27 protein-coding genes are annotated in these 24,992 nt (G+C 73.0%); 8 read left to right on the top strand and 19 right to left on the bottom strand.

Annotated elements, in window-relative coordinates; translation table 11 throughout:
- The 3 genes from PV364_RS25520 to PV364_RS25510 form a co-directional block, all read right to left on the bottom strand.
- Positions 1 to 1,269, bottom strand: a 1,269-nt coding sequence (locus tag PV364_RS25520; protein ID WP_319662629.1) for a deoxyribodipyrimidine photo-lyase, incomplete at its 3' end; no start/stop codon positions are given.
- Between the two features lie 95 nt (positions 1,270 to 1,364).
- The gene (locus PV364_RS25515) at positions 1,365 to 2,150 is read right to left on the bottom strand and encodes an anti-sigma factor (RefSeq protein ID WP_319662628.1); all 786 of its coding nucleotides are present in this window, start codon (positions 2,148 to 2,150) and stop codon (positions 1,365 to 1,367) included.
- A complete protein-coding gene (locus PV364_RS25510) occupies positions 2,147 to 2,707 on the bottom strand; it encodes a sigma-70 family RNA polymerase sigma factor (RefSeq protein ID WP_319662627.1) in 561 nt (186 codons plus the stop codon). Before PV364_RS25510 ends, PV364_RS25515 begins: the two co-directional genes overlap by 4 nt.
- 142 nt (positions 2,708 to 2,849) lie before the next feature.
- On the opposite strand from PV364_RS25510, the gene PV364_RS25505 reads away from it, so the two are divergent.
- A complete protein-coding gene (locus PV364_RS25505) occupies positions 2,850 to 3,746 on the top strand; it encodes an NAD(P)-dependent oxidoreductase (RefSeq protein WP_319662626.1) in 897 nt (298 codons plus the stop codon).
- Between the two features lie 65 nt (positions 3,747 to 3,811).
- Here the strand turns inward: PV364_RS25505 and PV364_RS25500 are convergent, their stop codons facing one another.
- From PV364_RS25500 to PV364_RS25490, 3 genes are all read right to left on the bottom strand, one after another.
- Entirely contained in the window at positions 3,812 to 4,573 is a 762-nt protein-coding gene (locus tag PV364_RS25500) for a hypothetical protein (RefSeq protein ID WP_319662625.1), read from the bottom strand.
- A 3-nt stretch (positions 4,574 to 4,576) separates the two neighbouring features.
- The gene (locus tag PV364_RS25495; protein ID WP_319662624.1) at positions 4,577 to 5,284 is read right to left on the bottom strand and encodes a hypothetical protein; all 708 of its coding nucleotides are present in this window, start codon (positions 5,282 to 5,284) and stop codon (positions 4,577 to 4,579) included.
- A 72-nt stretch (positions 5,285 to 5,356) separates the two neighbouring features.
- The gene (locus PV364_RS25490; protein WP_319662623.1) at positions 5,357 to 5,959 is read right to left on the bottom strand and encodes a TetR/AcrR family transcriptional regulator; all 603 of its coding nucleotides are present in this window, start codon (positions 5,957 to 5,959) and stop codon (positions 5,357 to 5,359) included.
- Positions 5,960 to 6,021: 62 nt separating this feature from the next.
- Here PV364_RS25490 and PV364_RS25485 point away from each other — a divergent pair, with 62 nt between their 5' ends.
- Positions 6,022 to 6,987 carry a beta-ketoacyl-ACP synthase 3 gene (locus tag PV364_RS25485; RefSeq protein ID WP_319662622.1) on the top strand — a complete coding sequence of 322 codons (966 nt, stop codon included), beginning with the start codon at positions 6,022 to 6,024 and terminating at the stop codon, positions 6,985 to 6,987.
- An 83-nt stretch (positions 6,988 to 7,070) separates the two neighbouring features.
- Here PV364_RS25485 and PV364_RS25480 read toward each other — a convergent pair whose 3' ends face one another.
- The 9 genes from PV364_RS25480 to PV364_RS25440 form a co-directional block, all read right to left on the bottom strand.
- Positions 7,071 to 8,333 (bottom strand): beta-ketoacyl-[acyl-carrier-protein] synthase family protein, encoded by a 1,263-nt coding sequence (locus PV364_RS25480; RefSeq protein WP_319662621.1) that lies wholly within the window; start codon positions 8,331 to 8,333, stop codon positions 7,071 to 7,073.
- A 63-nt stretch (positions 8,334 to 8,396) separates the two neighbouring features.
- The gene (locus PV364_RS25475; protein ID WP_319662619.1) at positions 8,397 to 8,645 is read right to left on the bottom strand and encodes an acyl carrier protein; all 249 of its coding nucleotides are present in this window, start codon (positions 8,643 to 8,645) and stop codon (positions 8,397 to 8,399) included.
- Between the two features lie 75 nt (positions 8,646 to 8,720).
- Positions 8,721 to 9,755 carry a ketoacyl-ACP synthase III gene (locus tag PV364_RS25470; RefSeq protein ID WP_319662618.1) on the bottom strand — a complete coding sequence of 345 codons (1,035 nt, stop codon included), beginning with the start codon at positions 9,753 to 9,755 and terminating at the stop codon, positions 8,721 to 8,723.
- A 14-nt stretch (positions 9,756 to 9,769) separates the two neighbouring features.
- A complete protein-coding gene (locus tag PV364_RS25465) occupies positions 9,770 to 10,693 on the bottom strand; it encodes an ACP S-malonyltransferase (protein WP_319662617.1) in 924 nt (307 codons plus the stop codon).
- 101 nt (positions 10,694 to 10,794) lie between these two features.
- On the bottom strand, positions 10,795 to 11,994 hold the full coding sequence (locus PV364_RS25460) for a helix-turn-helix domain-containing protein (RefSeq protein WP_319662615.1): 1,200 nt from the start codon (positions 11,992 to 11,994) through the stop codon (positions 10,795 to 10,797).
- A 65-nt stretch (positions 11,995 to 12,059) separates the two neighbouring features.
- Positions 12,060 to 12,875 carry an ABC transporter permease gene (locus PV364_RS25455; protein ID WP_319662614.1) on the bottom strand — a complete coding sequence of 272 codons (816 nt, stop codon included), beginning with the start codon at positions 12,873 to 12,875 and terminating at the stop codon, positions 12,060 to 12,062.
- 12 nt (positions 12,876 to 12,887) lie between these two features.
- Complete coding sequence (locus tag PV364_RS25450; protein ID WP_319662612.1) at positions 12,888 to 13,775, bottom strand: ABC transporter permease; 888 nt, start codon at positions 13,773 to 13,775, stop codon at positions 12,888 to 12,890.
- Between the two features lie 7 nt (positions 13,776 to 13,782).
- The gene (locus PV364_RS25445) at positions 13,783 to 14,976 is read right to left on the bottom strand and encodes an ABC transporter substrate-binding protein (protein WP_319662611.1); all 1,194 of its coding nucleotides are present in this window, start codon (positions 14,974 to 14,976) and stop codon (positions 13,783 to 13,785) included.
- Entirely contained in the window at positions 14,967 to 16,061 is a 1,095-nt protein-coding gene (locus PV364_RS25440; RefSeq protein ID WP_319662609.1) for an ABC transporter ATP-binding protein, read from the bottom strand. Before PV364_RS25440 ends, PV364_RS25445 begins: the two co-directional genes overlap by 10 nt.
- 111 nt (positions 16,062 to 16,172) lie before the next feature.
- On the opposite strand from PV364_RS25440, the gene PV364_RS25435 reads away from it, so the two are divergent.
- Positions 16,173 to 16,913 carry a FadR/GntR family transcriptional regulator gene (locus PV364_RS25435; RefSeq protein WP_319662608.1) on the top strand — a complete coding sequence of 247 codons (741 nt, stop codon included), beginning with the start codon at positions 16,173 to 16,175 and terminating at the stop codon, positions 16,911 to 16,913.
- A gap of 52 nt (positions 16,914 to 16,965) precedes the next feature.
- A complete protein-coding gene (locus PV364_RS25430; protein ID WP_319662607.1) occupies positions 16,966 to 17,682 on the top strand; it encodes a cache domain-containing protein in 717 nt (238 codons plus the stop codon).
- Here PV364_RS25430 and PV364_RS25425 read toward each other — a convergent pair.
- Positions 17,654 to 18,472, bottom strand: a complete 819-nt coding sequence (locus tag PV364_RS25425) for a serine hydrolase domain-containing protein (RefSeq protein WP_319662606.1) — start codon at positions 18,470 to 18,472, stop codon at positions 17,654 to 17,656. The genes PV364_RS25430 and PV364_RS25425 overlap by 29 nt on opposite strands.
- A 61-nt stretch (positions 18,473 to 18,533) precedes the next feature.
- Between PV364_RS25425 and PV364_RS25420 the strand changes: the two genes are divergently transcribed.
- Positions 18,534 to 18,995 carry a MerR family transcriptional regulator gene (locus PV364_RS25420; RefSeq protein WP_319662605.1) on the top strand — a complete coding sequence of 154 codons (462 nt, stop codon included), beginning with the start codon at positions 18,534 to 18,536 and terminating at the stop codon, positions 18,993 to 18,995.
- A 5-nt stretch (positions 18,996 to 19,000) separates the two neighbouring features.
- Positions 19,001 to 20,023 (top strand): aldo/keto reductase, encoded by a 1,023-nt coding sequence (locus PV364_RS25415; protein WP_319662603.1) that lies wholly within the window; start codon positions 19,001 to 19,003, stop codon positions 20,021 to 20,023.
- Here PV364_RS25415 and PV364_RS25410 read toward each other — a convergent pair.
- From PV364_RS25410 to PV364_RS25400, 3 genes are read right to left on the bottom strand one after another with little or no spacing between them, the layout of a single operon-like run.
- Positions 19,984 to 20,769: a DUF4429 domain-containing protein gene (locus PV364_RS25410; protein ID WP_319662602.1), complete on the bottom strand. Its 786-nt coding sequence runs from the start codon at positions 20,767 to 20,769 to the stop codon at positions 19,984 to 19,986. The two genes, PV364_RS25415 and PV364_RS25410, sit on opposite strands and share 40 nt — an antisense overlap.
- Before the next feature lie 54 nt (positions 20,770 to 20,823).
- Positions 20,824 to 22,020: an alpha/beta hydrolase gene (locus PV364_RS25405; protein ID WP_319662601.1), complete on the bottom strand. Its 1,197-nt coding sequence runs from the start codon at positions 22,018 to 22,020 to the stop codon at positions 20,824 to 20,826.
- A 53-nt stretch (positions 22,021 to 22,073) separates the two neighbouring features.
- Complete coding sequence (locus PV364_RS25400; RefSeq protein WP_319662600.1) at positions 22,074 to 22,757, bottom strand: TetR/AcrR family transcriptional regulator; 684 nt, start codon at positions 22,755 to 22,757, stop codon at positions 22,074 to 22,076.
- 108 nt (positions 22,758 to 22,865) lie between these two features.
- On the opposite strand from PV364_RS25400, the gene PV364_RS25395 reads away from it, so the two are divergent.
- Complete coding sequence (locus PV364_RS25395) at positions 22,866 to 24,467, top strand: DHA2 family efflux MFS transporter permease subunit (protein WP_319662599.1); 1,602 nt, start codon at positions 22,866 to 22,868, stop codon at positions 24,465 to 24,467.
- 114 nt (positions 24,468 to 24,581) lie between these two features.
- Positions 24,582 to 24,956, top strand: a complete 375-nt coding sequence (locus tag PV364_RS25390; protein ID WP_319662598.1) for a peptidase inhibitor family I36 protein — start codon at positions 24,582 to 24,584, stop codon at positions 24,954 to 24,956.
- Positions 24,957 to 24,992 lie beyond the last annotated feature (36 nt).

Genomic DNA, 24,992 nt, shown 5'->3' with positions numbered 1-24,992 from the left:
CAGTTCGCGGCGGCGTTCCTCGGGGAGCAGCCAGGGGCGGTGGACGGCGCCGCCCGGCACGCCGGACAGTTCGGGCAGCCAGTGCCGGACGTACTCCCCGGCGGGGTCGAAACGGCGGGCCTGTGTCAGCGGGTTGAGGACGCGGTTGGGGCGGGTGTCGGTACCGGTGCCCGCCACCCACTGCCAGTTGAGCTGGTTGTTGGCCAGGTCGCCGTCCACCAGCAGGCTCAGGAAGTGCGCGGCGCCGACCCGCCAGTCCACGTACAGCGTCTTGGTCAGGAAGCTGCCCACCAGCAGCCGCGCCCGGTTGTGCATCCAGCCCTCGTGCCGCAGCTGCCGCATCGCCGCGTCCACGATCGGATAGCCGGTGCGGCCCTCGCGCCAGGCCTCCGCCTCGGGGCCGTCGCCCTGCCAGGAGTCGTGGCGGGGGCGCAGGTCGTGGTGGGCGGCGTACGGGCGGGCGGCCAGCACCTGGTGGTGGAAGTCCCGCCAGGCCAGCTGCCGTACGAAGCCGCCGTGGGCGCCGGCGGCGAGTTCCGTCGCGGACAGGCAGCCGAAGTGCAGGTACGGGGAGAGTCGCGAGGTCCCGTCGCCCGCCAGGTCGTCGTGGCGCTCCTCGTACGCGTCCACGCCGCCGCCCGAGCGCCAGGCGCGCCAGCGGCGCCGGCCCTCGCTCTCGCCGCCCTCGGGCAGTCCGGGCGAGACCCCGTGCGGCGCGTCCGGCACCGGGAGCGACCGCGGGCCCTCCGGCACCCTGACCGCCCGCGGCGCGCCGACCACGTCCCGCACGTCCGCCTGCTCCCAGCGCCGGAAGTACGGCGTGAACACCTCGAAGAGGTCCTTCCCGGCCGGGGTGAGGGCCCCGGGCGGTACCACGTTCAGCACGCCGTCGTGGACCCGCAGCTCCCGCCGCGCCCCCTCCAGCGCCTCCCGCAGCCGCGTCTCCCGCCGTGCGGCGTAGCCGCTCACGCCCGCCGCGACGTGCACCTGCCGGGCGCCGGTCTCCTCCGCGACCCGGCACACCTCCTCCACCACGTCCCCCGCGCGCAGGACCAGCCGTCCGCCGCGGTCCCGCAACCGGGCGTCCAGGTCCGCCAGGCACCGCAGCAGGAACGCCGTCCGGTTCGGCACCGCGAACCCGGCCGCCTCGACCCCGTCGTCCAGCACGAACAACGGGACGACCTCGTCCGCGGCGCTGAGCGCCGCGCGCAGGACGGGGTTGTCGTGCACCCGCAGATCCGCGGTGAACAGACAGACGGCCACGGACACGCGGGCACCTCGCACCTTCGACTGCTTTCCTTCCGTCCGAGCCTAGGCCGCCCCCGTGCCCGGTCCCGGCATTCGCCGGGGCGCGTCCCGCCCGGTCAGGCCTTCGCGAAGGCCATGAGCGCGAGCGGCTGGGTGGTGGGCCGCGGAGAGCCGCCCGCCGGTTCGACGGTGATGCCCATGCCGGAGGCGTCGCCCACGGGACCGTCGAGGAGGACGGCCTCGCTGGTGCCCGGAGTGGGGCGGGGGACGAGCCCGGCGGAGCGCATGGTGCCGCCCGTGTCGGAGAACCACAGCTGGTAGACGCGGCCCCCGGACAGCGCGGGAAGGCCCTGGGCGAAGAAGACGGCGCGGTCCTGGCTCCGGGAGACCACGACGGTGCCGCTGGCGCCGCCGGAGAGCTTCCCGGTGGTGGCGGCGGCGTCGGGCGCGGCGAGGACGCGGGCGACGGACTCCGCACCGGCCTGTGCCTCCCGGGTCTCCTGGCGGGCGTCGCCGAGTTGCTGCTGCTGCCAGACGGCGACACCGCCGAGCGCGGCCGCGGCCACCAGGCAGGCGGCCAGGGCGAACCGGGTGAGCAGGGGGGTACGCGGGGCGGCACGGCGGACGCGGCGGCGGTCCCGGACGGGGACCGGCTCGGTCACCCGCGGCGGCTCCTGCCGGACGGTGGCGATCCGCCGCATCACCTCGTCCTTCATCCGCGGCGGGACGGGTTCGGCCGCGGCGAGGCCGAGCCGGGCGGCGGTCGCGGTGAGCTCGCGCACCTCCAGGGCGCAGGGCTCGCACTCCGTCAGATGGTGCTCGAACTCGGCCCGCTCGTGCCGGTCCAGGGCGTCCAGGGCGTACGCCCCGGTGAGGGTGTGCAGTTCGGCGTCGGTGCTCACGCGGTCACCCCCAGGCAGTCACGCAGCCGGATGAGACCGTCCCTGAGCCGGGTCTTGACGGTGCCCAGCGGCAGCGACAGCAGTTCGGCGACCTCGCGGTAGGTCAGACCGCGGTAGTACGCCAGTATCACCGACTGGTGCTGCAGTTCGGTGAGGGTGCGCATGCAGCGCCGCACCTGCTCGCGTTCGAGCCGGGCCTCCACCTGCTCGGTCACCTCGTCGTACGCGGGCGTGCGGTCCAGCAGGGCCGCCTTGTGCTCGCGGTCCGCGGCGGCGCTCACCGACCGGACCCGGTCGACCGCGCGGCGGTGGGCCAGGGTCATCACCCAGGTCATCGCACTGCCTTTCTCGGGGCGGAAGCGGGCCGCCGTGCGCCAGACCTCCACCAGGACCTCCTGTGCGACCTCCTCCGACTGCGCGGGGTCGCGCAGCACGCCGCGGACCAGCCCCAGCACCGGGCCGCTCACGGCGTCGTACAGCCGGGCGAAGGCCTCCTGGTCGCCGCGCGCGACGGCGAGCAGCAGTTCCGTGAGGTCCGGCCCCTGGCGCGCGGGCATGCCGATTCGCACCGGTTCCCTCTCCACATCTCCCGCTTTCGTCGTGTCCGCTGTTGTGGTCGTGCCGTCGCTCCGGCACAGTCTCCCGTCCGGCATTCGGCGCCGCGAGCGGTTCGGATTGGTCCGTCGTACGGTGGCTGTCATGTCCGACACCACCTCAGTAGCAGTACTCGGCACCGGGATCATGGGTGCCGCGATGGCCCGCAACCTCGTCAAGGCCGGCCTCGACGTCCGTGTGTGGAACCGTACGAGCCAGAAGGCCGAACCGCTCGCCCGGGACGGTGCTCGCGTCGCCGCCACTCCCGCGGAGGCCGTGGAGGGCGCGGACGTCGTGCTGACCATCCTCCACGACGGCCCGGCCGCGCTGGAGACGATGCGGCAGGCGGCGCCCGCGCTGCGGCCCGGCACGGTCTGGGCGCAGGCCACGACGGCCGGGGTCGACGCCCTCGGCCCGTTCGCGGAGTTCGCCGCGGAACACGGCGTGGTCTTCGTCGACTCGCCGGTCCTCGGCACGAGGCAGCCGGCCGAGGCCGGGCAGCTCCTGGTGCTCGCCGCCGGACCGCAGGAGGCGCGGGCGGCGCTGGCACCGGTCTTCGAAGCCGTCGGCAGCCGCACGGTGTGGGTGGGCGAGGACGCCGCGTCGGGCGCGGCCAGCCGGCTCAAGCTCGTGATCAACAGCTGGGTGCTCACGGTCACCCACGGCGCCGCCGAGGCCCTGGCCCTGGCCGAGGGACTCGGGGTCGACCCGCGCGGTTTCCTGGACGCGGTGGCCGGCGGCGGCCTCGACATGGGCTACCTGCGGGCGAAGGCCGACGTCATCCTGCGCGGCGACTTCACGCCCAGCTTCGCGGTACGGACCGCCGAGAAGGACGCCCGCCTGGTGGTCGCGGCCGGGGAGGCCGCCGGGGTCCGCCTCGACGTGGCCGCGGCCGGCGCGGAGCGCTTCCGGCGGGCGGCGGCCCAGGGCCACGGCGACGAGGACATGGCGGCCACCTGGTTCGCCAGCTTCGGCGACGGCAGGGCCGCGAAGCGGGCGTAGGCGGCCACCCGGCGGGCCGGGGGCCGCCCCGGCTGCCGCACGTGGGGTGGCCGGGGCGGCGCCGGCTACCCCACGTGCGGGAAGAGGGCGGCGAAGGACGCCGCCGCCTCGCCGGGAGTGCGCCCGTAGGGCGCGTTGAAGTCCCAGATCAGGAAGAGGAGGAAGGCGATCAGGGCGCTGTAGAGCCCGGCCAGGATCAACTCCCGGCGGGAGCGGCGGATCTGCAGGGTGAAGATCAGCCCGACCGCGACCAGGCCGCCCACGATCAGCCCGAACCAGACCACGCCCGGCATGGTGGGCCCGGAGCTGTCGGCGCGCGCGTTGCGCGCGTCGTCGGCCGCGGCCACCTGGTCGACGACCGGCTGGTAGGCCTGGTTGGCCAGCGGGGTGCGCGGCTCGAAGGAGGTCACGTCGCGGCGCACCACGCCCAGCAGGTCGCTGCCGCGCTGGGTGTTGTCGCCGTGCTTGATCATGTACGGGATCTCCTTGTCCACGACGTAGGACACGTAGGCGTCGATGTCGCCGCGCACCCGGTCGCGGACCGCGGCCGGGTACACCTGGACCCGTTCCTGGACCTCGTGCAGCGCCTGGGCCTCACGGCGCGCGGCGTCCTCGGCGGCGCCGCGCCCCTCCCACACGCCGGCGATGGCCAGGCCCAGCACGATCGCGTAGACCACGCCGATCATCATCGTCATGTACTCGATGACGTCCGGGGTCTCGCTGGGGTCGTCGTCCTCGCCCAGCCGGCGGTTGTTGATCGCCACGATGCTCAGCACGACCACGCAGCTCGCGGCCATTCCGATGGCCAGGACAATCCAGTCCGACATGCGTCACCTCCGGGAACGGGCTTGGGAACGGGGCTTGAGCGCGGCGGCCGACAGCACCGCGGGCGCGGTGATCAGCAGCATGAGGTGGACGAGGCTCGGCCCCTCGGGCGGTGGCAGCGCGGTGACCTTGTGATAGGCGACCGGCGGCAGTTCGACCCGGCGGCTGGGCGCCGGGGTCGGGGTCGGAGTGGGTGTCGGGGTGGGTGTCGGGGTGGGCGTGGGTGTCGGTGTCGGGGTGGGCGCGGGCCGCTGCCGTACGGGCGCGGCCGGCGCGGGGGTGGGTTTCGGGCGGGGGGCCGGTCCGCACGGATGCCGCCAGGACACCGAGCCCCGCGCGCCCGAGGCGTCCGTGGAGGCGTCCACCGAGGACTGGTAGCGGGGGCAGTGCTCCCGTCGTACGCGGGCCGACGAGCCACCGGGGCCGGTCTGCGCCTCCACGGTGTCACCGCCGTGCCGGATCCGGACGCGGGTCCGCGGCGCGTTCCCCCCGGTGCCGCCCTCGGTGTTGGTCTCCACGCGGACGGCCCCGCCGCCCGTCTCCACGCGTACGGTGCCGTCCGGCAGGAACCGCACGACCGGCGGTCCCGGGACGCCGGGGCGGTCGTCGGCGTGGGCCGTACCCGCGCCCCCGGGACCCCCCGGCCCGCCCGGACCCAGCACCACCAGCACAGCGGCCGCCGTGAGGCCGGCCCCCCTCAGCCATATGGTCATGTCCGAGATGGTGTGCGGCGGCACGGCCGGCCATCCGGCAATTCGGGCCAATCCCCCCGAAGGGCTGATTCGTCAGCGCAGGACGCGGCGCAGCGCACGCCGGGCGCGGTCGGGGGCGCTCCGGTCGCCGAAGAGCTGGACGGCGTGATTGAGCGCGAAGTAGACGCCGTTGAGCTCGAACACGATCTGGTCGGCATCGGTGTCCTGGGGCAGTTCGCCCTGCTCGACGGCGGCCCGCAGATCCCGCACCAGGCGCCGCTTCCACACCGTGTACAGCCGGGCCACCGCGTCCCGCACCGGGCCCTCGCGCCCGTCGAACTCCACGGCGGATGCGGTGAACAGGCAGCCACCCGGGAAGGCCTCCCGCTCGCGGTCGAGGTAGGTCACCCATGCCTCGCAGATCGCCGTCAGCCGGACCAGGCCGGGCGGGCTGCCCGCGGCGGGCAGCCAGACGGCGCGGGTGAAGATCTCCGAGGCCCGGCGCAGGGCGGCGATCTGCAGCGCCTCCTTGGTGCCGAAGTGGCCCAGCAGCCCGGACTTGCTGATCCCGAGGTCGGTCGCGAGCCGGCCGATGGTCAGTCCCTCCAGGCCCTCCACGGAGGCGACCGCGACGCTGCGCTCGATGATCCGCTCGCGGGTGTGGCGGGCCTCGGTGGCTGACTTGCGTGGGCTCATGCGGCCATCGTAGCGAGCTGCCCTCCTTTAGAGTCCGATCGGTCGGTCGCTATAGTTCCGGCATGACCTCGACCCGTATCGTCGCCCTCGGCCACCACCAGCCCGAACGCGTTCTCACCAACGACGACTTGGCCGCCATGGTCGACACCAGCGACGCCTGGATCCGGCAGCGCACCGGCATCGCCACCCGCCGCATCGCCGGCGACGACGAATCGGTCGCCGACATGGCGACGGCCGCCGCCGGGAAGGCGCTGGCGGCCGCGGGCCTGGCGCCCGCGGACATCGACCTCGTCGTCGTGGCCACCTCCAGCGCCATCGACCGCTCCCCGAGCACCGCCGCCCGGGTCGCCGCCCGGCTCGGGGCGGCCGCACCCGCCTCCTACGACCTCAACAACGCCTGCGCGGGCTTCACCACCGCGCTGGCCGCCGCCGACCACTCCGTGCGCGCCGGAGCCGCGCGGCACGCCCTCGTCATCGGCGCCGAGAAGATGTCCGACCTCACCGACTGGACCGACCGCAGCACCTGCGTCCTGCTCGGCGACGGCGCCGGGGCTGCCGTCCTCAGCGCGGTCCCGGACGGCGCCACCGGCCCCGACGGCCGCCAGGGCGTCGGCCCGGTGGTCTGGGGCTCCGACCCCACCCGTGCGGACGCCGTGCGGCTCGCGGGCGCCTGGCAGCCCCGCTTCGCCCAGGACGGCCAGGCGGTCTTCCGCTGGGCCACCTCGACCCTCGCCCCGATCGCCGAGGAGGCCTGCCGGCGGGCCGGCGTCTCCGTGGCCGATCTCGGCGGCATCGTGACGCACCAGGCCAACCTGCGCATCATCGAGTCGGTGGTCCGTCAACTCGGCGCCACGGACGCGGTCGTGGCCAAGGACGTCGTCGACTCCGGCAACACCTCCGCGGCCTCGGTCCCGCTGGCCTTCTCCAAGCTCGTCGAGCGCGGCGACCTGGCACCGGGCGCCCCCGTGCTGCTGCTCGGCTTCGGCGGCGGGCTGTCCTGGGCCGGACAGGTCGTCAGCTGCCCCTGACGGGCGCCCGCGACGCCCGAGGGCCGGCCCACCGCGTGAGCGGTGGGCCGGCCCTCGGGCGAGATGGGCGCTCGGTGCCGCCGTCAGACGGTCCGCAGGGCCAGGACGACATTGTGGCCGCCGAAGCCGAAGGAGTTGTTGACGGCCACGATCTGACCGCCCGGCAGCTTCCGGGCCTCGCCGGAGACCAGACCCGGCTCGATCTCGTCGTCGAGGTCGGTGAGGTTGATCGTCGGCGGGGCGGTGCGGTGGTACAGGGCCTGGACGGTCGCGACCGTCTCGATGCCGCCCGCGCCGCCCAAGAGGTGACCGGTCATCGACTTGGTGGCCGAGATGGCCACGTGGTCGAGGTGGTCGCCGAGGACCTTGCGCAGCGCCTTGACCTCCGCGATGTCACCCTGCGGGGTGGACGTGGCGTGCGAGTTGAGGTGGTGGATCTGCGCCGGGTCGATGCCCGTGGCGGTCAGCAGCTGCTCCAGCGCGGCGGCGATGCCGCGGCCGGTGGGCTCCGGCTGGGCGATGTGGTGGGCGTCGGCCGACAGGCCCTGGCCCAGCACCTCGGCGTAGACCTTGGCGCCGCGCTTGGCGGCGTGCTCGGCCGACTCCAGGATGACGACGCCCGCGCCCTCGCCGAGGACGAAGCCGTTGCGGGCCTTGTCGTACGGGCGGGAGGCGCCCTGCGGGTCCTCGTTGTTCTTGGACATCGCCATCATGTTGGCGAAGGCCGCGATCGGCAGCGGGTGGATGGCCGCCTCGGTGCCGCCGGCGACGACCACGTCGGCACGGCCGGAGCGGATCATCTCGTACGCGTAGCCGACGGCCTCCGCGCCCGAGGCGCACGCGCTGACCGGGGTGTGCACACCGGCCCGGGCGTTGACCTCCAGGCCGACGTTGGCGGAGGGGCTGTTGGGCATCAGCATCGGCACGGTGTGCGGGGACACCTTGCGCGGGCCGGACGCCAGCAGGTTGTCGTACTGGTCGAGCAGGGTGGTGACGCCGCCGATGCCGGAGGCGATGACCGCGCCGAGACGGTCGGGGTCGATCGAGCTGTCCTCGCCGGCCTTGGCGGCGAAGCCCGCGTCGGCCCACGCCTCACGGGTGGCGATGAGTGCGAACTGGGCAGAGCGGTCGAGCTTGCGTGCGACCGGGCGGGGCAGAACCTCCAGCGGCTCCACGGCGATCTGCGCCGCGATGCGCACCGGCAGTTCGGCGGCCCAGTCCTGGGTCAGGGCGGTGACGCCGGAACGGCCGGCGAGAAGCCCCTCCCAGCTCGACGCGCTGTCCCCGCCCAGCGGAGTGGTTGCGCCGATACCGGTGACGACCACGGTGTGATTGGTCGGGCTCACAGGGATTGTCTCTCCACGTCTAGAAGGGCGGGCGACAGACACGTCGTCCGGGACCGGCCTTGATCAGGCCTGGGCCTTGAGGATGTAGTCGACGGCGTCGCCGACGGTCTTGAGCTGCTTGACGTCGTCGTCCGGGATCTTCACCTCGAAGCGCTCCTCGGCGGCGACGACGACCTCGACCATGGACAGCGAGTCGACGTCCAGGTCGTCGGTGAAGGACTTGTCCAGCTGGACGTCCTCGGTGGGGATGCCGGCGATCTCGTTCACGATCTCGGCGAGACCCTCGACGATCTCTTCCTGGGTGGCGGCCATTGCGGCGCTCTCCTTCTTCGGTGCTGTTACTACGGGCTGCGGCGGGCGGGAGTGCGCCGCCGCGTGGGGTGTTGCCTAGGGGAGGGTAACGACCGTGGCGGCGTACACGAGACCCGCCCCGAACCCGATGATCAGGGCCGTGTCGCCGCTCTTGGCCTGTCCGGTGGCCAGCAGGCGCTCCATCGCGAGCGGGATCGACGCGGCCGAGGTGTTGCCGGTGGTCTCGATGTCGCGGGCCACGGCGACGTGCTCGGGGAGCTTGAGCGCCTTGATCATCGAGTCGATGATCCGCATGTTGGCCTGGTGCGGGATGAAGACGTCCAGGTCGTCCGCGGTGATCCCGGCGGCGTCCAGCGCCTCCTGGGCCACCTTGGCCATCTCGAAGACCGCCCAGCGGAAGACCGTCTGGCCCTCCTGGGTGATCGCCGGGAACTTCACCTGTCCGTCGGCGTCCACCGGGAGCTGTGCGACATCACCCACACGGAAGCGGTCCCATGCGACGGTCTGGGTGATGGTGTTGGACTTGTCGCCCTCCGAACCCCACACGGTCGGGCCGATCTCCGGCTCGTCGGCGGGGCCGATGACGACCGCGCCGGCGCCGTCGCCGAAGAGGAAGGCGGTGGCGCGGTCGGACTTGTCGGTCAGGTCGCTCAGCCGCTCGACGCCGATCACCAGGACGTGCTTGGCGCTGCCCTCGGTGACCATGCCCTTGGCGAGCGTCACGGCGTACGTGAAGCCGGCGCAGCCCGCGGAGATGTCGAACGCGGCCGGCTTGACCGCACCGATCCGGTGCGCGATCTCGGTCGCGACCGCCGGGGTCTGCTTGAAGTGGGAGACCGTGGCGACGATGACGCCGCCGATGTCCTCGGCGGAGATCCCCGCGTCGGCGATGGCCTTGCCCGCCGCGATCACGGACATCTCGGAGACCGTCTCGTCCGGGCCGGCCCAGTGGCGGGAGGCGATGCCGGAGCGGGAGCGGATCCACTCGTCGCTGGAGTCGATGTGCTCCAGGATCACCTCGTTGGGCACCACGCGGGTCGGCCGGTAGCCGCCGACGCCCATGATCCGTGCGTACGGGGAGCCCTTGGCGGGCCTGATCTTCGCGGTCATGTCTGCGAGGACTCCTATTCCTGGGCGCCGTGCTCGGCGACGATCGCGCGGGCGGCCTCGAGGTCGTCCGGGGTCTTGAGGGCCAGGGTCGCGACGCCGGGCATCGCTCGCTTGGCCAGGCCCACCAGAGTGCCACCCGGGACGAGCTCGATCACGGCGGTGACGCCGAGTTCCTTGAAGGTGTCCATGCACAGGTCCCACCGCACGGGGTTGGACACCTGCGACACCAGCCGCGCGACGACCTCCTTGCCGCCGGTGACGACCGTGCCGTCGGTGTTGGACACGTACGGCAGCGACGGGTCGGAGACCTCCAGCGTCCCCGCCAGCGCGTCCAGGGTGGCCACGGCCGGGGCCATGTGGTGGGTGTGGAAGGCACCCGCCACCTTCAGCGGGATCACCCGCGCCTTCTCCGGCTTGTCCGCGGTCAGCGCGGCCAGCTGCGCGATCGTGCCGGCGGCGACGATCTGTCCGGCGCCGTTGATGTTCGCGGGGGTGAGTCCGAGCTTCTCCAGGTGCGCCACGACCGTGTCCGGGTCCCCGCCGAGCACCGCCGACATGCCGGTCTCGGTGACGGCGGCGGCCTCGGCCATCGCCGTGCTGCGGGTGCGGACGAACGCCATCGCCGCGTCGGCGCTCAGCACCCCGCCGATCGCCGCGGCGGTGATCTCACCGACGCTGTGGCCGGCCACCGCGTGCGGCGCGCCGGCGCCGGGCAGCAGCCGCTCCGCCGCGACCAGGCCGGCGGCGACCAGCAGCGGCTGGGCGACGGCCGTGTCGCGGATCTCCTCCGCGTCGGCCTTGGTGCCGTAGTGGGCGAGATCGAGTCCGGCGGTCGCGGACAGCTCCGCGAGGCGATCGGAGACGCCGGGCAGATCGAGCCATGGGGCGAGGAAGCCGGGGGCCTGGGCACCCTGGCCGGGAGCGACGAGTACGAGCACGCTTTCAACTCTCTCTTGAGCGAGGTCGTCCCCGCCCGTGGGGACAGGGACCAAGAACCGACGGGCGATTTGTTGGTGTCCCACAAACGCCCTGCGTACACCTACGGTGTCTGTCCGGAGTCGGAGAGCCGGCCCAGGATGAGCGCGATACGAAGGGTGAACGCGGAGCGTACATCCGAGGGCGACCAGCCGGTGACGTCCGTCACACGTCGCAGGCGGTACCGGACGGTGTTGGGGTGAACGAACAACATACGGGCGGCCCCTTCGAGCGACGACGCCTGTTCCAGGTACACCGACAGCGTCTCCAGCAACGCCGACCCGGCTTCCTCCAGGGGCCTGTAGATCTCCTCCACCAGCTGATCGCGGGCGTAGCGGTCCCCGGCCATCGCCCGCTCCGGCAGCAGGTCGTCCGCCTGCACGGGTCTCGGCGCGTCCGGCCACGCGGCGCAGGCCCGCAGGCCGGCGGCCGCGGCCTGCGCGGAACGGGAGGCCGACAGCAGGTCGCCGACGACCGGGCCGGCCACCACCGGGCCCGCCGCGAAGGGGCCGATCAGCGCCTTGGCGACGCGCAGCGGCTCGTCGTCGCCGCCCGCGACCACGATCAGCCGGTCGCCCAGCACACCGGTCAGGACCTGCAGCTTCGCGTGGCGTGACGCCCGGCGGATGGCCTCCACGGTCAGTTCGCTGTCGCCGTTGGGGGCCGTGCCCAGCACCACCACGATCTTGTCGGGGGAGCTCCAGCCGAGCGCCGCCGCCCGCGACAGCACGCCCTCGTCCGCCTCCCCGGACAGCACGGCGTTGACCACCAGGGACTCCAGGCGGGCGTCCCAGGCCCCGCGCGCCTCCGCCGCCTGGGCGTACACCTGGGCCGTCGCGAAGGCGATCTCCCGGGCGTACACCAGCAGCGCCTCGCGCAGCACCGACTCGTCGCCGGGCGCGGCGACCTCGTCGATGGCCGCCTCCATCACCTCGATGGTGGTGCGCACCATCTCCACCGTCTGGCGCAACGAGATCGCCCGGGTCAGCTCACGCGGCGCGGTGCCGAAGACGTCGGTGCTGATCGCCTGCGGCGTCTCGGGGTGCCGGAACCACTCGGTGAACGCCGCGATGCCCGCCTGCGCCACGAGCCCGATCCACGAACGGTTCTCCGGCGGCATGGCCCGGTACCAGGGCAACTGTGCGTCCATCCGAGCGATCGCCGCCGCCGCGAGGCGCCCCGAGGACTTCTCCAGCCGTCGCAGGGTCGCGGTGTGGGAGTGGTCGCGGGCGGGGTCGAATGCGTTCTGCGCGGGTTCTGGCACGGTACAAGCCTGCCTTATCCGGGCGGAAGGATGGCACGGACCCCTGTTCTGCGCGCGTCCGCGCCTCAGATCCGGCCCCCCGAAGCGGTGTCCGCGGACAGCCGCTGGGCGACGTAGATAGGGACCACCGACAGCACGATCAGCACCGCGGCGACCACGTTGACCACGGGCGCCTGCTGCGGCCGGGCCATGTTGCCGAAGATCCACACCGGGAGCGTCTGGACCCCGGGCCCGGCGGTGAAGGTGGTGACCACGATCTCGTCGAAGGAGAGCGCGAAGGCCAGCAGGCCGCCCGCCAGCAGCGCCGAGCGGATCAGCGGGAAGGTGATGTCGCGGAAGACCTGGAAGGTGTCGGCGCCCAGGTCCATGGCCGCCTCCTCGTACGAGCCCGAGGTCCGCCGCAGCCGGGCCAGGACGTTGTTGAAGACCACCACGACGCAGAAGGTGGCGTGACCCACGACGACCGTGAACAGCCCGAGGCCCACGCCGAGCGGCTCCAGCACCGTGCGGAACGCCGTGTTCAGGGCGATGCCGGTGACGATGCCCGGCAGGGCGATCGGCAGGACCACCACGAAGGACAGTGCCTCACGGCCGAAGAACCGGTGGCGCTGGACGGCGAAGGCGATCAGCGTGCCCAGCACCAGGGACACCGCCGTCGCGCCGAGTCCGGCCCGCACCGAGGTCCACAGCGCGGCGCGGGCGCCGTCGCTGTGCCAGGCGTCGCCCCACCAGCGCAGGGTGAGCCCGGAGGGCGGCCAGCCGAAGGCGCGGTCGGCGTTGAAGGAGTTCAGCAGGACCAGCAGCAACGGAAGGTAGATGACGGCGAAGCCGAGCGCGGCCGCGACGCGCAGGGCGATCCGGGCGGGTCGGGACAGGTGCATGGCCTACGGTCCTCACAGACTCTGGAGCGCGCCGGTGCGTCGCACGGCCAGCAGGTAGACAACGATGATCGCGACCGGCACCGTGCCCAGGGCGGCGGCGAGCGGCAGGTCGAGGGTGATGTTGGAGTAGACGACGTTGCCGATGAGCTGCGTCTTGCCGCCGACGATCTGGACGGCGATGTAGTCGCCGAGGCTGAGCGAGAAGGTGAACACCGAACCGGCCGCCACCGAGGGCAGCACCATCGGCAGCACGACCGACCTGAAGGTGCGCCAGGTCCGCGCCCCGAGGTCCGCGGAGGCGTCCAGCAGGCTGCCGGGCAGCTGCTCCAGGCCGGCGTGCAGGGGCAGGATCATGTACGGCAGCCACAGGTAGGCCAGTACGACGACGGCGGCCGGCAGCCCGTACCCGGGGCCGTGCAGGCCGAGCGGGGCCAGCGCCCAGTCCAGCGGACCGTCCTCGGAGAGCATCACCCGCCAGGCGTAGGCCTTGACGAGGTAACTCGCCCACAGCGGGGTGAGCACGGCGACCACCAGCAGGTGCCGGTGGCGGGGCCGGGCCACCCGCGCGGTGTAGAAGGCGATCGGGAAGGCGATGACGACGTCGATGACGGTGACCGCGACCGCCACGCCGAGGCTGCGCAGCGCGACGTCCCGGTAGACCGGGGTCGTCCACAGGGCGTGGAAGTTGTCGGTGCTCCAGACCTTGACGACGTTCGAGGTGAAGGGGTCGGTGGTCCAGAAGGCGGAGAGGAACAGCGCGGCCAGCGAGCCCAGATAGGCCAGTACCAGCCACAGCAGCGGGGCGGACAGCAGCAGCGACAGCCGCAGCCGCGGGCGGCGGTGCAGGAAGCCCGCGAGCCGCCGCCCGGGTGTGGTGCTCGTGGTAGTCGTGGTGGTCACGGACGGTTCAGCCCTTGATCTCGGTCCAGGCCTGGACCCACTTGGCGTAGGGGACGCAAGCGACGTCGGTGCGGCCGTCGAGGCACTGCGGGATCGGGGTGTTCCAGAAGTGGACCTTCTTCCAGTACGGCTCGTCGGAGGCGTGGAAGACGGTGCAGTGGTTCTTGTCGGCGGTCAGCGCGCAGGACTTGGCGTTCGACGGGGCCTCGCCGAACCACTCGGCGACCTGGGCGTTGACCTTGGGCGAGACGATCCAGTCGAGCCACTTGTAGGCGCAGTTGGGGTGCTGGGCCTTGGCGGAGATCATCCAGGTGTCGGACCAGCCCGTCGCGCCCTCGCTCGGGAGGACGGCGGCGACCGGGGCCTTCTCGGCCTCGGCGAGGTTGGCGATGACCTGCCAGCTGGTGCCGATGACGGAGTCGCCGCTCTTGAACGCGGAGATCTCCTTGAGGTAGTCGCTCCAGTACTCGCCGATGTTGGCGTTCTGCTCCTTCAGCAGGGCGACCGAGGCGTCGAACTGCTTCTGGTCCAGGGCGTACGGGTCCTTGATGCCCAGTTCCGGCTTGGTCTTCATCAGGTACAGCGCGGCGTCCGCGATGGAGATGGGCGAGTCGTAGGCGGTGACGTGGCCCTTGTACGGGGAGGACTTGTCGAACACCGCGGACCAGGAGGTCGGCGCGGGGGAGACCTTGTCGGTGCGGTACATCAGCAGGTTGGCGCCGCGGCCGTGCGGGATGCCGTAGGCGACCCCGTTCACCGAGTTCCACTTCTGCATCTTCAGACTCGGGAAGATGTCCTTGTAGTTGGGCACCAGACCGGTGTTGACCGGGGCGGCGTCGCCCGAGGCGATCAGCCGCAGCGAGGCGTCGCCGGAGGCGGAGACGGCGTCGTACTGGCCGGTCTTCATCAGGCTGACCATCTCGTCCGAGGTGCCGGCCACCTTGGTGTTGACCTGGCAGCCGGTCTCCTTCTCGAACGGCGTGACCCAGTCGACGGACTTGTCGTTGGAGCCGTCCTCGGCGTAGCCGGCCCAGGCGATCAGGTTGACCGTGCCCTCGGTCTTCCCGAGGGTCTTCTGCGCACTGAGCTTCGGCGGGGTGAACCCGCTTCCGGAGCCGGAGCCCTTGTCGGAGGAGGACCCGCCGCAGGCGGTGGCCAGGGCCAGGAGGGTGCAGGCGGCGAGGGTACGGGTCAGACGCACGTGGACTCCGTTTCCGGTGGGGCGGGCTGGACGGTGACGTGGTGGCGGCGGTGCCACTGGAGGCGGACGCGGGTGCCCCGGTACGCGGCGACGTCCGCCGAGGAGGTCTCCCGGTTCTGCTGGAGGGCGGTCACCCGGCCGCCGTCGTCCAGGTCGACCAGGAAGCGGGTGGAGTCGCCGAGGTAGACGACCTCGGCGACGGTGCCGGAGACGGTGCGCAGCGCGGTGCCGTCGGTGTCGTCCGCGCCGGACGCCTCCTCCCCGGCGTCCAGCAGCCGGATCTTCTCCGGCCGGACGCTGTAGGTCCCGCTCTCGTCGGTGAGCAGGTTGGACGTGCCGACGAAGCCGGCGACGAAGGGGGTGGCGGGCCGCTCGTACACCTCGGCGGGGGTGCCGACCTGTTCGATCCGGCCGCCGTTGAAGACGGCGATCCGGTCGCTGAGGGTCAGCGCCTCCTCCTGGTCGTGGGTGACGAGGACGAAGGTGATGCCGACCGCGCGCTGGAGTTCCTTGAGCTCGACCTGCATCTGCTCGCGCAGCTTGAGGTCGAGCGCCCCCAGCGGCTCGTCCAGCAGCAGCACCTTCGGCCGGTTGACCAGGGCCCGGGCCAGCGCCACCCGTTGCCGCTGCCCGCCGGACAACTGGGCGGGGCGCCGCCCGCCGAAGTCCGCCAGCCGTACCGAGGCGAGGGCGGCGCGGGCGCGCTCGGCGCGCTCGGCCTTGGGCACCTTGCGGATCCGCAGTCCGTACGCGACGTTCTGCTCAACCGTCATGTGCGGGAAGAGCGCGTAGTCCTGGAAGACGGTGTTCACGTCCCGCTCGAAGGGGGCGAGGCGGGTGACGTCCCGGCCGGCGAGTTCGACGCTGCCCGCGGTGGGGGCCTCGAAGCCCGCGACCATGCGCAGCACGGTGGTCTTGCCGGAGCCGGACGGCCCGAGCATCGAGAAGAACTCGCCGTCGGCGATCTCCAGGTCGAGGCCGTCGACCGCGCGCACCGGGCCGAACGACTTGGCCAGTCCCCGCAGCCGCACGGCGGGCGTTCCGGTGGCTGCTCCGCTGGCCGTTCCGCCGGCCGTTCCCTCCATGGGCGGGAACCTTTCTGTTCGCAAGGGCGTTGACTGAAAACCTATGAAGTTATATTTCAGAGGACAAGGCCTGGCCGGGGTAAAACTTTCCCCAAGTGAGAAGGTGTCCGGGTGAGCAAACTTTCGAATGGCGCGCTGCACGCCGTCTTCGCGCCCGTCGGCAACCTCGCCCGGGTGGACGCGGTCGTGCGGCGGCTGGCGGACGCCATCGAGCTGGGCCTGCTGGCCGACGGGGAGCAACTGCCCGGGGAGAGCGAACTGGCCACCCGGCTGGGCGTGTCCACGGTGACCTTGCGGGAGGCGCTCATGGCCCTGCGGCAGCAGGGGCTGGTCACCACCCGCCGCGGCCGCGGCGGCGGCAGCTTCGTCACCGCCCCGGGCCAGCCCCGGCACGCCCGGCTGGGCCACCGGCTGGCCGACTGGAGCACCGAGGAACTGCGCGACCTCGCCGACCACTGGGCCGCCGTGGCCGGTTCCGCCGCGCGACTGGCCGCCGAGCGCACCGGACCGGACGACCTCGCCCCGCTCCGGCGCTCCCTGGAGGAGTTCGAGACGGCCGACGACCTCGCCGCCCGCGGCCGCGTCTACGGCCGGCTCCATGTGGAACTCGCCGCCGCCTCCCAGTCGGCCCGTCTCACCAAGGAGGAGATCCGTATCCAGGCGGAGATCGGAGCGCTAATCTGTCTCGCACTCGGGGAGGACGACGCCCGCGCGGCGGCCGTCGCGCTGCACCGCGCGCTGATCGGCGCCGTGCGCGAAGGCGACGCGGAACGGGCCAGGTCCCTGGCCGAACGGCGGGTTCAGGACGCGATGGAGCGCCTGATCGGACTGCGTCTGACCGCCGCCGGCTGACCCGGGCGCCCCGCACCTCCCGTCTCCCGCACCGGAGGCAGTCGCCGTGGTCATGAGCTCATCAACCGTCGTCGAGGACGTCGCCGCCGGTGTCGTGGACCGGGTCCGCGCGGCGCTCGAGGACGTCTTCGCCGCCGTCGGCCAGGTCGCCGAACGCACCACCGCCGTCGCCGCCGTGCGCGCGGCAGGCCGCGCGCCCACCTCCGCCGACCTCGCCGCGCTGCGGCCGCTGCTGCACGACCGGCTGCGCGGCCGGGGCGACCTGATCTCCGGTATCGGCTTCATCGCCGAACCCGGGCTGCTCGGCGACGTACCGGCCTGGCTGGAGTGGTGGCAGACGCACCGGGACGGGGAGTTGCGGCCGCTGCTGCTCGACCTCGACCCGCAGACCTCGGCGTACTCCGACTACACCCACTGGGACTGGTTCGCGCTGCCCCGCGCCACCGGCGAACGCGCGGTGGCCGGACCGTACGTGGACTACCTGTGCTCCGACGAGTACAGCCTCACGCTGTCGGTGCCGGTCCAGCACGGCGGCCGCTTCCTCGGCGTGGCCGCCGCGGACGTCTACCTGCGCCACTTCGAGGCCGCCGTGCTGCCGCTGCTGCGCCGGCTGCCGGCCCCGGCCGCGCTGGTCAACGCCCGCGGCCGGGTGGCCGCTTCCACCGATCCCCGGCACCTGGCAGGCTCGCTGCTGCGGAGCTTCAGCGGGCGGTCCTGCGGACCGATCCCGCTGACGCTGGTCACAACTGCGACAGCACCGCGTCCGTGAGCGCGGGCCACAACGGCAGCGCCCACTCGCCGAAGTCACGGCCCGTCAGCACCACGCAGGCCGCCCCGGCCCCGGGGTCGACCCACAGGAACGTGCCGGACTGCCCGAAGTGCCCGTAGGTGCCCGGCGAGGACGACGCGCCCGTCCAGTGCGGCGACTTGTGGCCCCGGATCTCGAAGCCCAGACCCCAGTCGTTGGGGTCCTGGCCGCCGTAGCCCGGCAGGACGCCCTTGAGCCCCGGGAAGGCCACCGAGGTGGCCGCGGCCACCGTCTCCGGCGCCAGCAGCCGCGGCGCCTGCAGTTCGGCGGCGAAACGCACCAGGTCGTCCACGGTCGAGACGGCGCCCGCGCCCGCCGAGCCCGGCAGGTCGGTGGCGTGCATGCCGAGCGGCTCCAGCACCGCCTGCCGCAGGTACTCGGCGAAGGGGATCTCGGTGGCCTTGGCGATGTGGTCGGACAGCGCCTCGAAGCCCGCGTTGGAGTAGATCCGCCGGGTGCCGGGCGCCGCCATCACCCGGTGCTCGTCGAAGGCGAGCCCGGAGGTGTGCGCGAGCAGGTGCCGTACGGTCGAGCCCTCCGGGCCGGCCGGCTCGTCCAGTTCGACCGCGCCCTCCTCCACCGCGACCAGCGCCGCGTACGCGGACAGCGGCTTGGTCACCGACATCAGCCGGAAGCGCCGCCCGGTCTCGCCGTACGTTCCCAGGACGGTGCCGTCGCGGCGGACGACCGCCGCCGCGGCCGTCGGGACAGGCCAGTTCTCGATCGCGCTCAGGCTGCTCAGGCTCCGCATGACGGTGAGCCTAACCAATGCCCTTGCCTGGAGTGCACTCCAGGGTTTTAGCGTGGAACCCATGACCGTGACGCAGGTGGCCAAGAGCAAGCCCGGCAGCGCACCCGGCAGCGCCGACGAGGCGCCGCACCCCCTCCCGGCCGGCCGGGACCGCTACACGATCAGCGAGGTCGCCGCCTTCACCGGCCTGAGCGCGCACACCCTGCGCTGGTACGAGAGGATCGGCCTGATGCCGCATGTCGACCGGTCCCACACCGGGCAGCGCCGCTTCACCCATCGCGACCTGGACTGGCTGGCCTTCGTCGGCAAACTGCGGTTGACCGGGATGCCGGTCGCGGACATGGTCCGCTACGCGGAGCTGGTGCGGCTGGGCGATCACACCTTCCCCGATCGCCGGGACCTGCTGGAGTCCACCCGGCGGGATGTGCTGCAGCGGATCGCCGAGCTCCAGGACACCCTCGCGGTCCTCGACCACAAGATCGACGTCTACGCCGACGCCCCCAGGGCGTCCGAGAGGGCATGAACCCCATGACCGACACGAACAACGAGCCGATCGCCACGGTCGCACTCGGCACGGACGGCCCCCTGGTCGGCGTGCAGGGCCTGGGCTGCATGGGCATCAGCGAGTTCTACGGACCGACCGACGAGGGCGCCGCCCGTGCCACGCTGGAGGCGGCGCTCGGCCTCGGCGTCACGCTCTTCGACACCGCCGACGTCTACGGCCTGGGCGCGAACGAGGAGTTCCTCGCCCCCTTCGTGCGGGCGCACCGCGACGAGATCACCCTCGCCACCAAGTTCGGCATCGAGCGCAAGGCCGACGACCTGCGGTACCGCGGCGTGCGCAACGACCCGGCCTACATCCGGCAGGCCGTCGACGCCAGCCTGCGCCGTCTCGGCACGGACGTCGTCGACCTGTACTACATGCACCGCCGTGACCCGGCCGTGCCGCTGGCCGAGTCGGTCGGCGCGATGGCCGAGCTGGTGCGGGCGGGCAAGGTCAAGCACCTGGGCCTGTCCGAGGTGACCGGGGCCGAGCTGCGCGAGGCGCACGCGGTGCACCCGATCGCGGCCGTGCAGTCGGAGTGGTCGCTGTTCAGCCGTGACGTGGAGGTCTCCCTCGCCGGTGCCGCCGCCGAGCTGGGCGTGGCCGTGGTGCCGTACTCCCCGCTCGGGCGCGGCTTCCTCACCGGCTCCTTCCGGGCCGCCTCGGAGCTGACGGCGGACGACTTCCGGCAGGCCCAGCCCCGCTTCACCGGGGAGAACGCCAAGCGCAACGCCGATCTGCTGGAGCCGCTGCGCAGGGCCGCCGAGGCGCACGACGCCACACCCGGCCAGATCGCCCTGGCCTGGGTCCAGCAGCGGGCCCAGGTGCACCGGCTGGCGGTCGTCCCGATCCCGGGCACCCGGAAGGCCGAGCGCGTGCGGGAGAACGCCGCCGCCACCCGGATCGTCCTGGACGAGACCGAGCTGGGGTGGCTGGAACCGATCGCGGGACAGGTCGCCGGTGACCGCTACGCGGACATGTCGTCCACGTCGGCGGCGCGCGAGTAGCCCTCGCGCTCCAGGGCGGGCCGCGACCGCGCGGCCCGCTGGATCGCCGCCAGGACGGCCGCCGCCAGCGGCAGCGACTCGTGGACCGGGCCGTAGCCGAGGCCGAACACCACGGCCGTCGGGTCGTCGTCCGCGCCGCCCGGCAGCCGGCCGCCGCCGTCGCGGGGGAGCAGCCGCAGGTGGCCGCCGAGTGCCTCGGGGGAGCGCCAGTCGAGGCCGGTCAGCCCGGCGACCGGGAAGTGCTGGTCGCCGGCCCGCCACTTCGCCGTGGAGGCGCCGGTCCAGAACCAGCGGAAGGACACCGTGTGCCCGTCGAAGGACGCCCTCCCGTCGTACGCCTTGAACGACAGGGGAGGGGCGGGGGCGTCCACGAGGTGGTGCGGGGCCGGCTCGTCCGCGTCGGCGCCCCGGGCGCCGATCGCGGTCAGCAGGTGCTCGGCGCACTGCTCGGCGAGCGGTTCGCGGGCGGCGGGCAGCACCAGACGGTAGGGGTCGGCGGCCTCCTTGAGCTGGCCGTCCGCCGCCTCCATCAGGGGGTCGGCACCCGGCCGCGGCACGGCGCGCAGCACCAGGGTGCCGCGCCTGCCCGGCGCGAGCTCCACGCCCGACAGAGCTGCGTAGGGGACGCGGCGCCGGCCGAGCACCTGGAGCAGCCTGGAGTTGCGCATCCCCCGCTCGTACCGGATGAGGACCGCGTCGGCATCGAACTCCCATACGGCGTTGGATCCGGCCAATACGTCACCCATACGAGTCATCGTAGGCCGGGTTCCCGCCGGGGGAACCTGCCGTGTGAGGCCGGTCTAGGCCACGCCCGCCGTGCAGGACCTGCCTTCGGCGCAGCGGACGTCCGGAAAGCGCCCGAGGGCGATACGGGTGAAGTTGGCGAGGCTGCCGGTGCCCGAGCGGAAGTAGCCCGCGTGGCCCTCGGCGCCGTCGGAGCTGACGACCCGGGCGCCGAAGGCCCGGGAGACCGGGTCCGCGCCGTGGCCCAGCCCCGCGATCTCCAGGTGCGGTACGTCGCCGATCCAGTCCGAGCTGTCCCGGGTGGCCCACACGCGGGCGCCGGTGCGCAGATCGGCCGCCCGGTCCACGCGCATGCCGGGGCTGCCGAAGACCGTGATGTCCGAGACCCGGCCGGCCGGCAGACCGGGTGCGGCCACACCGCACAGCACCGAGCCGTACGAATGGCAGAACAGCGCCACGTCGCCGCGCGCCGGCAGCGCCCGCACCAGGGCGGTCAGCCGGACCGCGCCCTGCTCGGCCCGTTCTCCGGTGGACGCGTCCAGGCCCACGCCGAGCGGGGTGGTCCAGTCGGCCCACGCGATGACGGCCGTGCGGGCGCCCGGATCGGCGGCCCGCTCGGCGGCGTACAGGGAGTGCGCCATGCCCGCCGGTGCCCGGTAGGGGAGGGCGGTGCGCTCGAAGGACATCACGTCGGTGTCGACACCGGGCACCACGATCGAGACCCGGTCCGCGCGCCTCAGGTCGCCGAGGACCTCGGCGACCCGGCCCCGGCCCGCCGGGTCGAAGGCGAGGATCTGCCGGCCGGGCTTCTGGAGCGAGGCATAGCGGCTCGCCAGCTCGGCCGCGTCCTTCCGGCCCTCGGCGCTGAGCAGCGGGCTGTGCGAGCGGGCGTTCTCCCGGGCCCGCTCGGTGCCGAGCGTGATCTGGTTGGCCTGGTAACGCAGCGTCAGCGGCGCGCCGTTGAGGTTGCCCACGATCAACGGGTAGCGCTTCGCCAGGCGCTGGGCCTGCGCCGGGCCGAGCGTGCCGAAGAAACGCGCCACGGCGTTCGCCCCGGCCTGCGGATCGGGCAGCGGACGGCCGCCCACCGTGGCGTGCCGCCAGGCGGCCGCGGCAAGGGACTTGGGGTCGCTGTCACCGGTGTGGTGACGCAGCGCCGTCCAGCCGGTGGTCGACAGCATGACGAAGACCACGGCCAGGGCCAGGAGGGCGCGCAGGGAGGGGGAGCTGAAACGCTCGTCGGCGAAATTCACTGCGTGCCACCATAGGAGACGGCGCCGGTCCCCTGAGCACGCCGTGACTCAAGTCACGTTTGAAAGAAGGAGATTCCGGACACACGCTGATGTTCGTCCCACGGTTGTGTCAGCACGGGGACGAGTTGGGCCAGGTGCTCCTCGGTGATCCGGCGGATCGACTCCACGCTCGTCTCGTCGCCGCCGCCCCACAGCCGCTGGGCGGCTCTGAGCACCCCGCCGACGGCGCCCACGAGCACCCGCGGCCGCGGATCGGCCGCGTCCAGGCCCTCACGGGCGGCGATGACGGCCGCCAGCCGCCCCTCCAGCACGGCCGAGCGGCGCATCTGCGCGGCCAGCAGGGTCGGCGTGGACTCGATGACCCGGTACATCGCCATGTACGTGGGCAGCGGCACGACGGCGACGATGAGCGCGCCGATGCCGTCCCACGACGCGCCCAGCGCCGCGTGCAGCGCCGCGAACGGCGGCTCGCCGGGCGGCCGGGCCGCGACCGCGGAGACGTAGGCGTCCTCGACGGTGTCCTCCAGCGCGAGGGCGACCTCCTCCTTGCCCGCGAAGTAGCGGAAGAACGTGCGCTGCGAGACGTCCACCGCGGCGGCTATCTCGTCCACGGTCGTCCGGTCGTAGCCCTGCGCCACGAACAGCTCCACCGCGGCCCGCACGAGCGCGTCCCGCGTGCGCTGCTTCTTGCGCTCCCGCAGGCCGCACACGGGCGTCCTGGGCATCGCGTACGTCATCTGCCGTCCACCTTTCCGGGCCCCCCTTCGAAACGGTTCTGCTTCCTGACAGTCACCGACGGATGAATGCTTTGGTCAAATGTCAGACGCTGCCATAATCTCTTGCCCATGACCCAAGCCTCCGTCGTCACCGGCCAGGCCCCGGACCCCATACCGGCGCCTGCCAAGAAGCCACTCCGCGGCCATCCCTGGCTGACCCTCTTCTCGGTCGCCATCGGCGTCATGGTCGTGGCGCTGGACGGCACCATCGTCGCCGTCGCCAACCCGGCCATCCAGGCCGACCTCGGCGCCTCCCGGGAGCAGATCCAGTGGATCACCACCGGGTACATGCTCGCCCTGGCCGTGTCGCTGATCACAGCGGGCAAGCTCGGCGACCGGTTCGGGCACCGGCAGACCTTCCTGATCGGCCTCGGGGGCTTCGCGGTCACCTCGGGCTTGATCGGCCTCTCCAGCGGCGTCGGCATGGTGATCGGGCTCCGCGTGCTGCAGGGCGTGTTCGGCGCGCTGCTGCAGCCCGCCGCGCTCGGCCTGCTGCGGGCCACCTTCCCGGCCGAGAAGCTCAACATGGCCATCGGCATCTGGGGCATGGTCATCGGCGCCTCCACCGCCGCCGGGCCGATCGCGGGCGGTCTGCTGGTCGAGCACGTCAACTGGGAGTCCGTCTTCTTCATCAACGTGCCCGTGGGCCTGATCGCGCTCGCCATGGGCCTGGTGATCCTCAAGGACGTCCGCGCCGACAAGGCGCCGCGCTCCTTCGACATCCCGGGCATCCTGCTGCTCTCCGGCGCGATGTTCGGCCTGGTGTGGGGCCTGATCAAGGCTCCGGAGTGGGGCTGGGGCAACGCGCAGACCCTGCTCTTCCTGATCGGCTCGGTGCTGCTGTTCGTGCTGTTCGCGCTCTGGGAGACCAGGGCCTCCGAGCCGCTGATCCCGCTGCGGATGTTCCGCTCGGTGCCGCTGTCCGCGGGCACCTTGCTGATGGTGCTGATGGCCTTCGCCTTCCTCGGCGGCCTGTTCTTCGTCACCTTCTACCTGCAGAACGTCCACGGGATGTCGGCGGTGGAGTGCGGTGTCCACCTGCTGCCGCTCACCGCGATGATGATCGTCAGCTCGCCGGTCGCCGGCATGCTGATCACCAAGTTCGGCCCGCAGGTGCCGCTGGTCGGCGGCATGGTGTGCACGGCGGTCGCCATGTTCGGCATGACCGGCCTGGAGGCCGACTCCGGTTCCCTGGTCATGTCCCTGTGGTTCGCGCTGCTCGGCCTCGGCCTCGCCCCGGTGATGGTCGGTGCCACCGACGTCATCGTCGGCAACGCCCCGCTGGAGCTGTCCGGCGTGGCCGGCGGTCTCCAGGGCTCCGCCATGCAGGTCGGCGGCAGCCTCGGCACCGCCGTCCTGGGGACGATCATGGCCTCGCGGGTGGACAGCGCGCTGCCCGGGAAGTGGGCCGCGGCGGGTCTGCCCCCGCTGAAGGGCGAGCAGGCCGCGCAGGCCGCGGACGCGGTCGTGGTGGGCGTGCCGCCGGTCGCCCCGAACACCCCGGCCGAGGTCGTCGCCGTGATCACGAAGGTCACGCACGAGACCTTCCTGTCCGGGATGGGGCTGGCCTTCATGGTGGCCGGCATCGTGGCCGCCTTCGCGGCGGCCGTCGCCTTCCTGACCAAGCGCGGCGTCAACGCGGACGCCGCCGGCGGCGCGGTGCACGTCTGACGCCGGCGAACTCCCTATCCGGGTGATCGAGGCCCGGGGCCCTTGGCGGCCCCGGGCCTCGTCGTTCACGGTGGTGCCCCGTACCGGGCGTACCGACAACGGGGAGTGATCCACATGCGCCGTGCCCTGACCCTGACCCTGACCCTGCCGCTCGCCCTGGCCGCGGGCGCCGCCGTCCTGGTGTCCCCCGCGACGGCGGGGGCGGCCCCCGCGGGCGGCTGCGACCCGGGGGAACTGTGCCTGTGGGCCCGGCCGGACTACGGCGGCCCCCGCACCGTCCACGAGCTCGCGGACACCGACGTCAACTCCTGCGTGCCGCTGCCCGCGGGCGTCACCGCGAAGTCCTTCGTCAACCGCACGCGCAAGCTCGTGACGACCTACCAGAGCGCCGAGTGCTCCACCGAGGGCGACTTCGTGACGTTCCCCTCCGGCACCTGGGTGCCGCAGTCCCGGCACACCATCCGGGCCTTCCAGATCGTCGACCAGTGACCGGCCGCCCGTGAGCCCGCGGGAAAGGGCAGGGCC

This window comes from Streptomyces sp. MI02-7b (assembly GCF_033793585.1).
Classification (GTDB): domain Bacteria; phylum Actinomycetota; class Actinomycetes; order Streptomycetales; family Streptomycetaceae; genus Actinacidiphila.
The sequence above is the reverse complement of the archived record's forward strand: the minus strand, read 5'-3'. Positions and strand labels throughout refer to the sequence as shown.

Coding starts and splice junctions, on each gene's coding strand:
- PV364_RS25415 (WP_319662603.1), top strand. CDS start 19,001: ATGACCGACACGAACAACGAGCCGATCGCCACGGTCGCACTCGGCACG.
- PV364_RS25430 (WP_319662607.1), top strand. CDS start 16,966: ATGAGCTCATCAACCGTCGTCGAGGACGTCGCCGCCGGTGTCGTGGAC.
- PV364_RS25510 (WP_319662627.1), bottom strand. CDS start 2,707: ATGCCCGCGCGCCAGGGGCCGGACCTCACGGAACTGCTGCTCGCCGTC.
- PV364_RS25475 (WP_319662619.1), bottom strand. CDS start 8,645: ATGGCCGCCACCCAGGAAGAGATCGTCGAGGGTCTCGCCGAGATCGTG.
- PV364_RS25440 (WP_319662609.1), bottom strand. CDS start 16,061: ATGGAGGGAACGGCCGGCGGAACGGCCAGCGGAGCAGCCACCGGAACG.
- PV364_RS25400 (WP_319662600.1), bottom strand. CDS start 22,757: ATGACGTACGCGATGCCCAGGACGCCCGTGTGCGGCCTGCGGGAGCGC.
- PV364_RS25485 (WP_319662622.1), top strand. CDS start 6,022: ATGACCTCGACCCGTATCGTCGCCCTCGGCCACCACCAGCCCGAACGC.
- PV364_RS25425 (WP_319662606.1), bottom strand. CDS start 18,472: ATGCGGAGCCTGAGCAGCCTGAGCGCGATCGAGAACTGGCCTGTCCCG.
- PV364_RS25395 (WP_319662599.1), top strand. CDS start 22,866: ATGACCCAAGCCTCCGTCGTCACCGGCCAGGCCCCGGACCCCATACCG.
- PV364_RS25455 (WP_319662614.1), bottom strand. CDS start 12,875: ATGCACCTGTCCCGACCCGCCCGGATCGCCCTGCGCGTCGCGGCCGCG.
- PV364_RS25490 (WP_319662623.1), bottom strand. CDS start 5,959: ATGAGCCCACGCAAGTCAGCCACCGAGGCCCGCCACACCCGCGAGCGG.
- PV364_RS25505 (WP_319662626.1), top strand. CDS start 2,850: ATGTCCGACACCACCTCAGTAGCAGTACTCGGCACCGGGATCATGGGT.
- PV364_RS25410 (WP_319662602.1), bottom strand. CDS start 20,769: ATGGGTGACGTATTGGCCGGATCCAACGCCGTATGGGAGTTCGATGCC.
- PV364_RS25420 (WP_319662605.1), top strand. CDS start 18,534: ATGACCGTGACGCAGGTGGCCAAGAGCAAGCCCGGCAGCGCACCCGGC.
- PV364_RS25495 (WP_319662624.1), bottom strand. CDS start 5,284: ATGACCATATGGCTGAGGGGGGCCGGCCTCACGGCGGCCGCTGTGCTG.
- PV364_RS25500 (WP_319662625.1), bottom strand. CDS start 4,573: ATGTCGGACTGGATTGTCCTGGCCATCGGAATGGCCGCGAGCTGCGTG.
- PV364_RS25390 (WP_319662598.1), top strand. CDS start 24,582: ATGCGCCGTGCCCTGACCCTGACCCTGACCCTGCCGCTCGCCCTGGCC.
- PV364_RS25470 (WP_319662618.1), bottom strand. CDS start 9,755: ATGACCGCGAAGATCAGGCCCGCCAAGGGCTCCCCGTACGCACGGATC.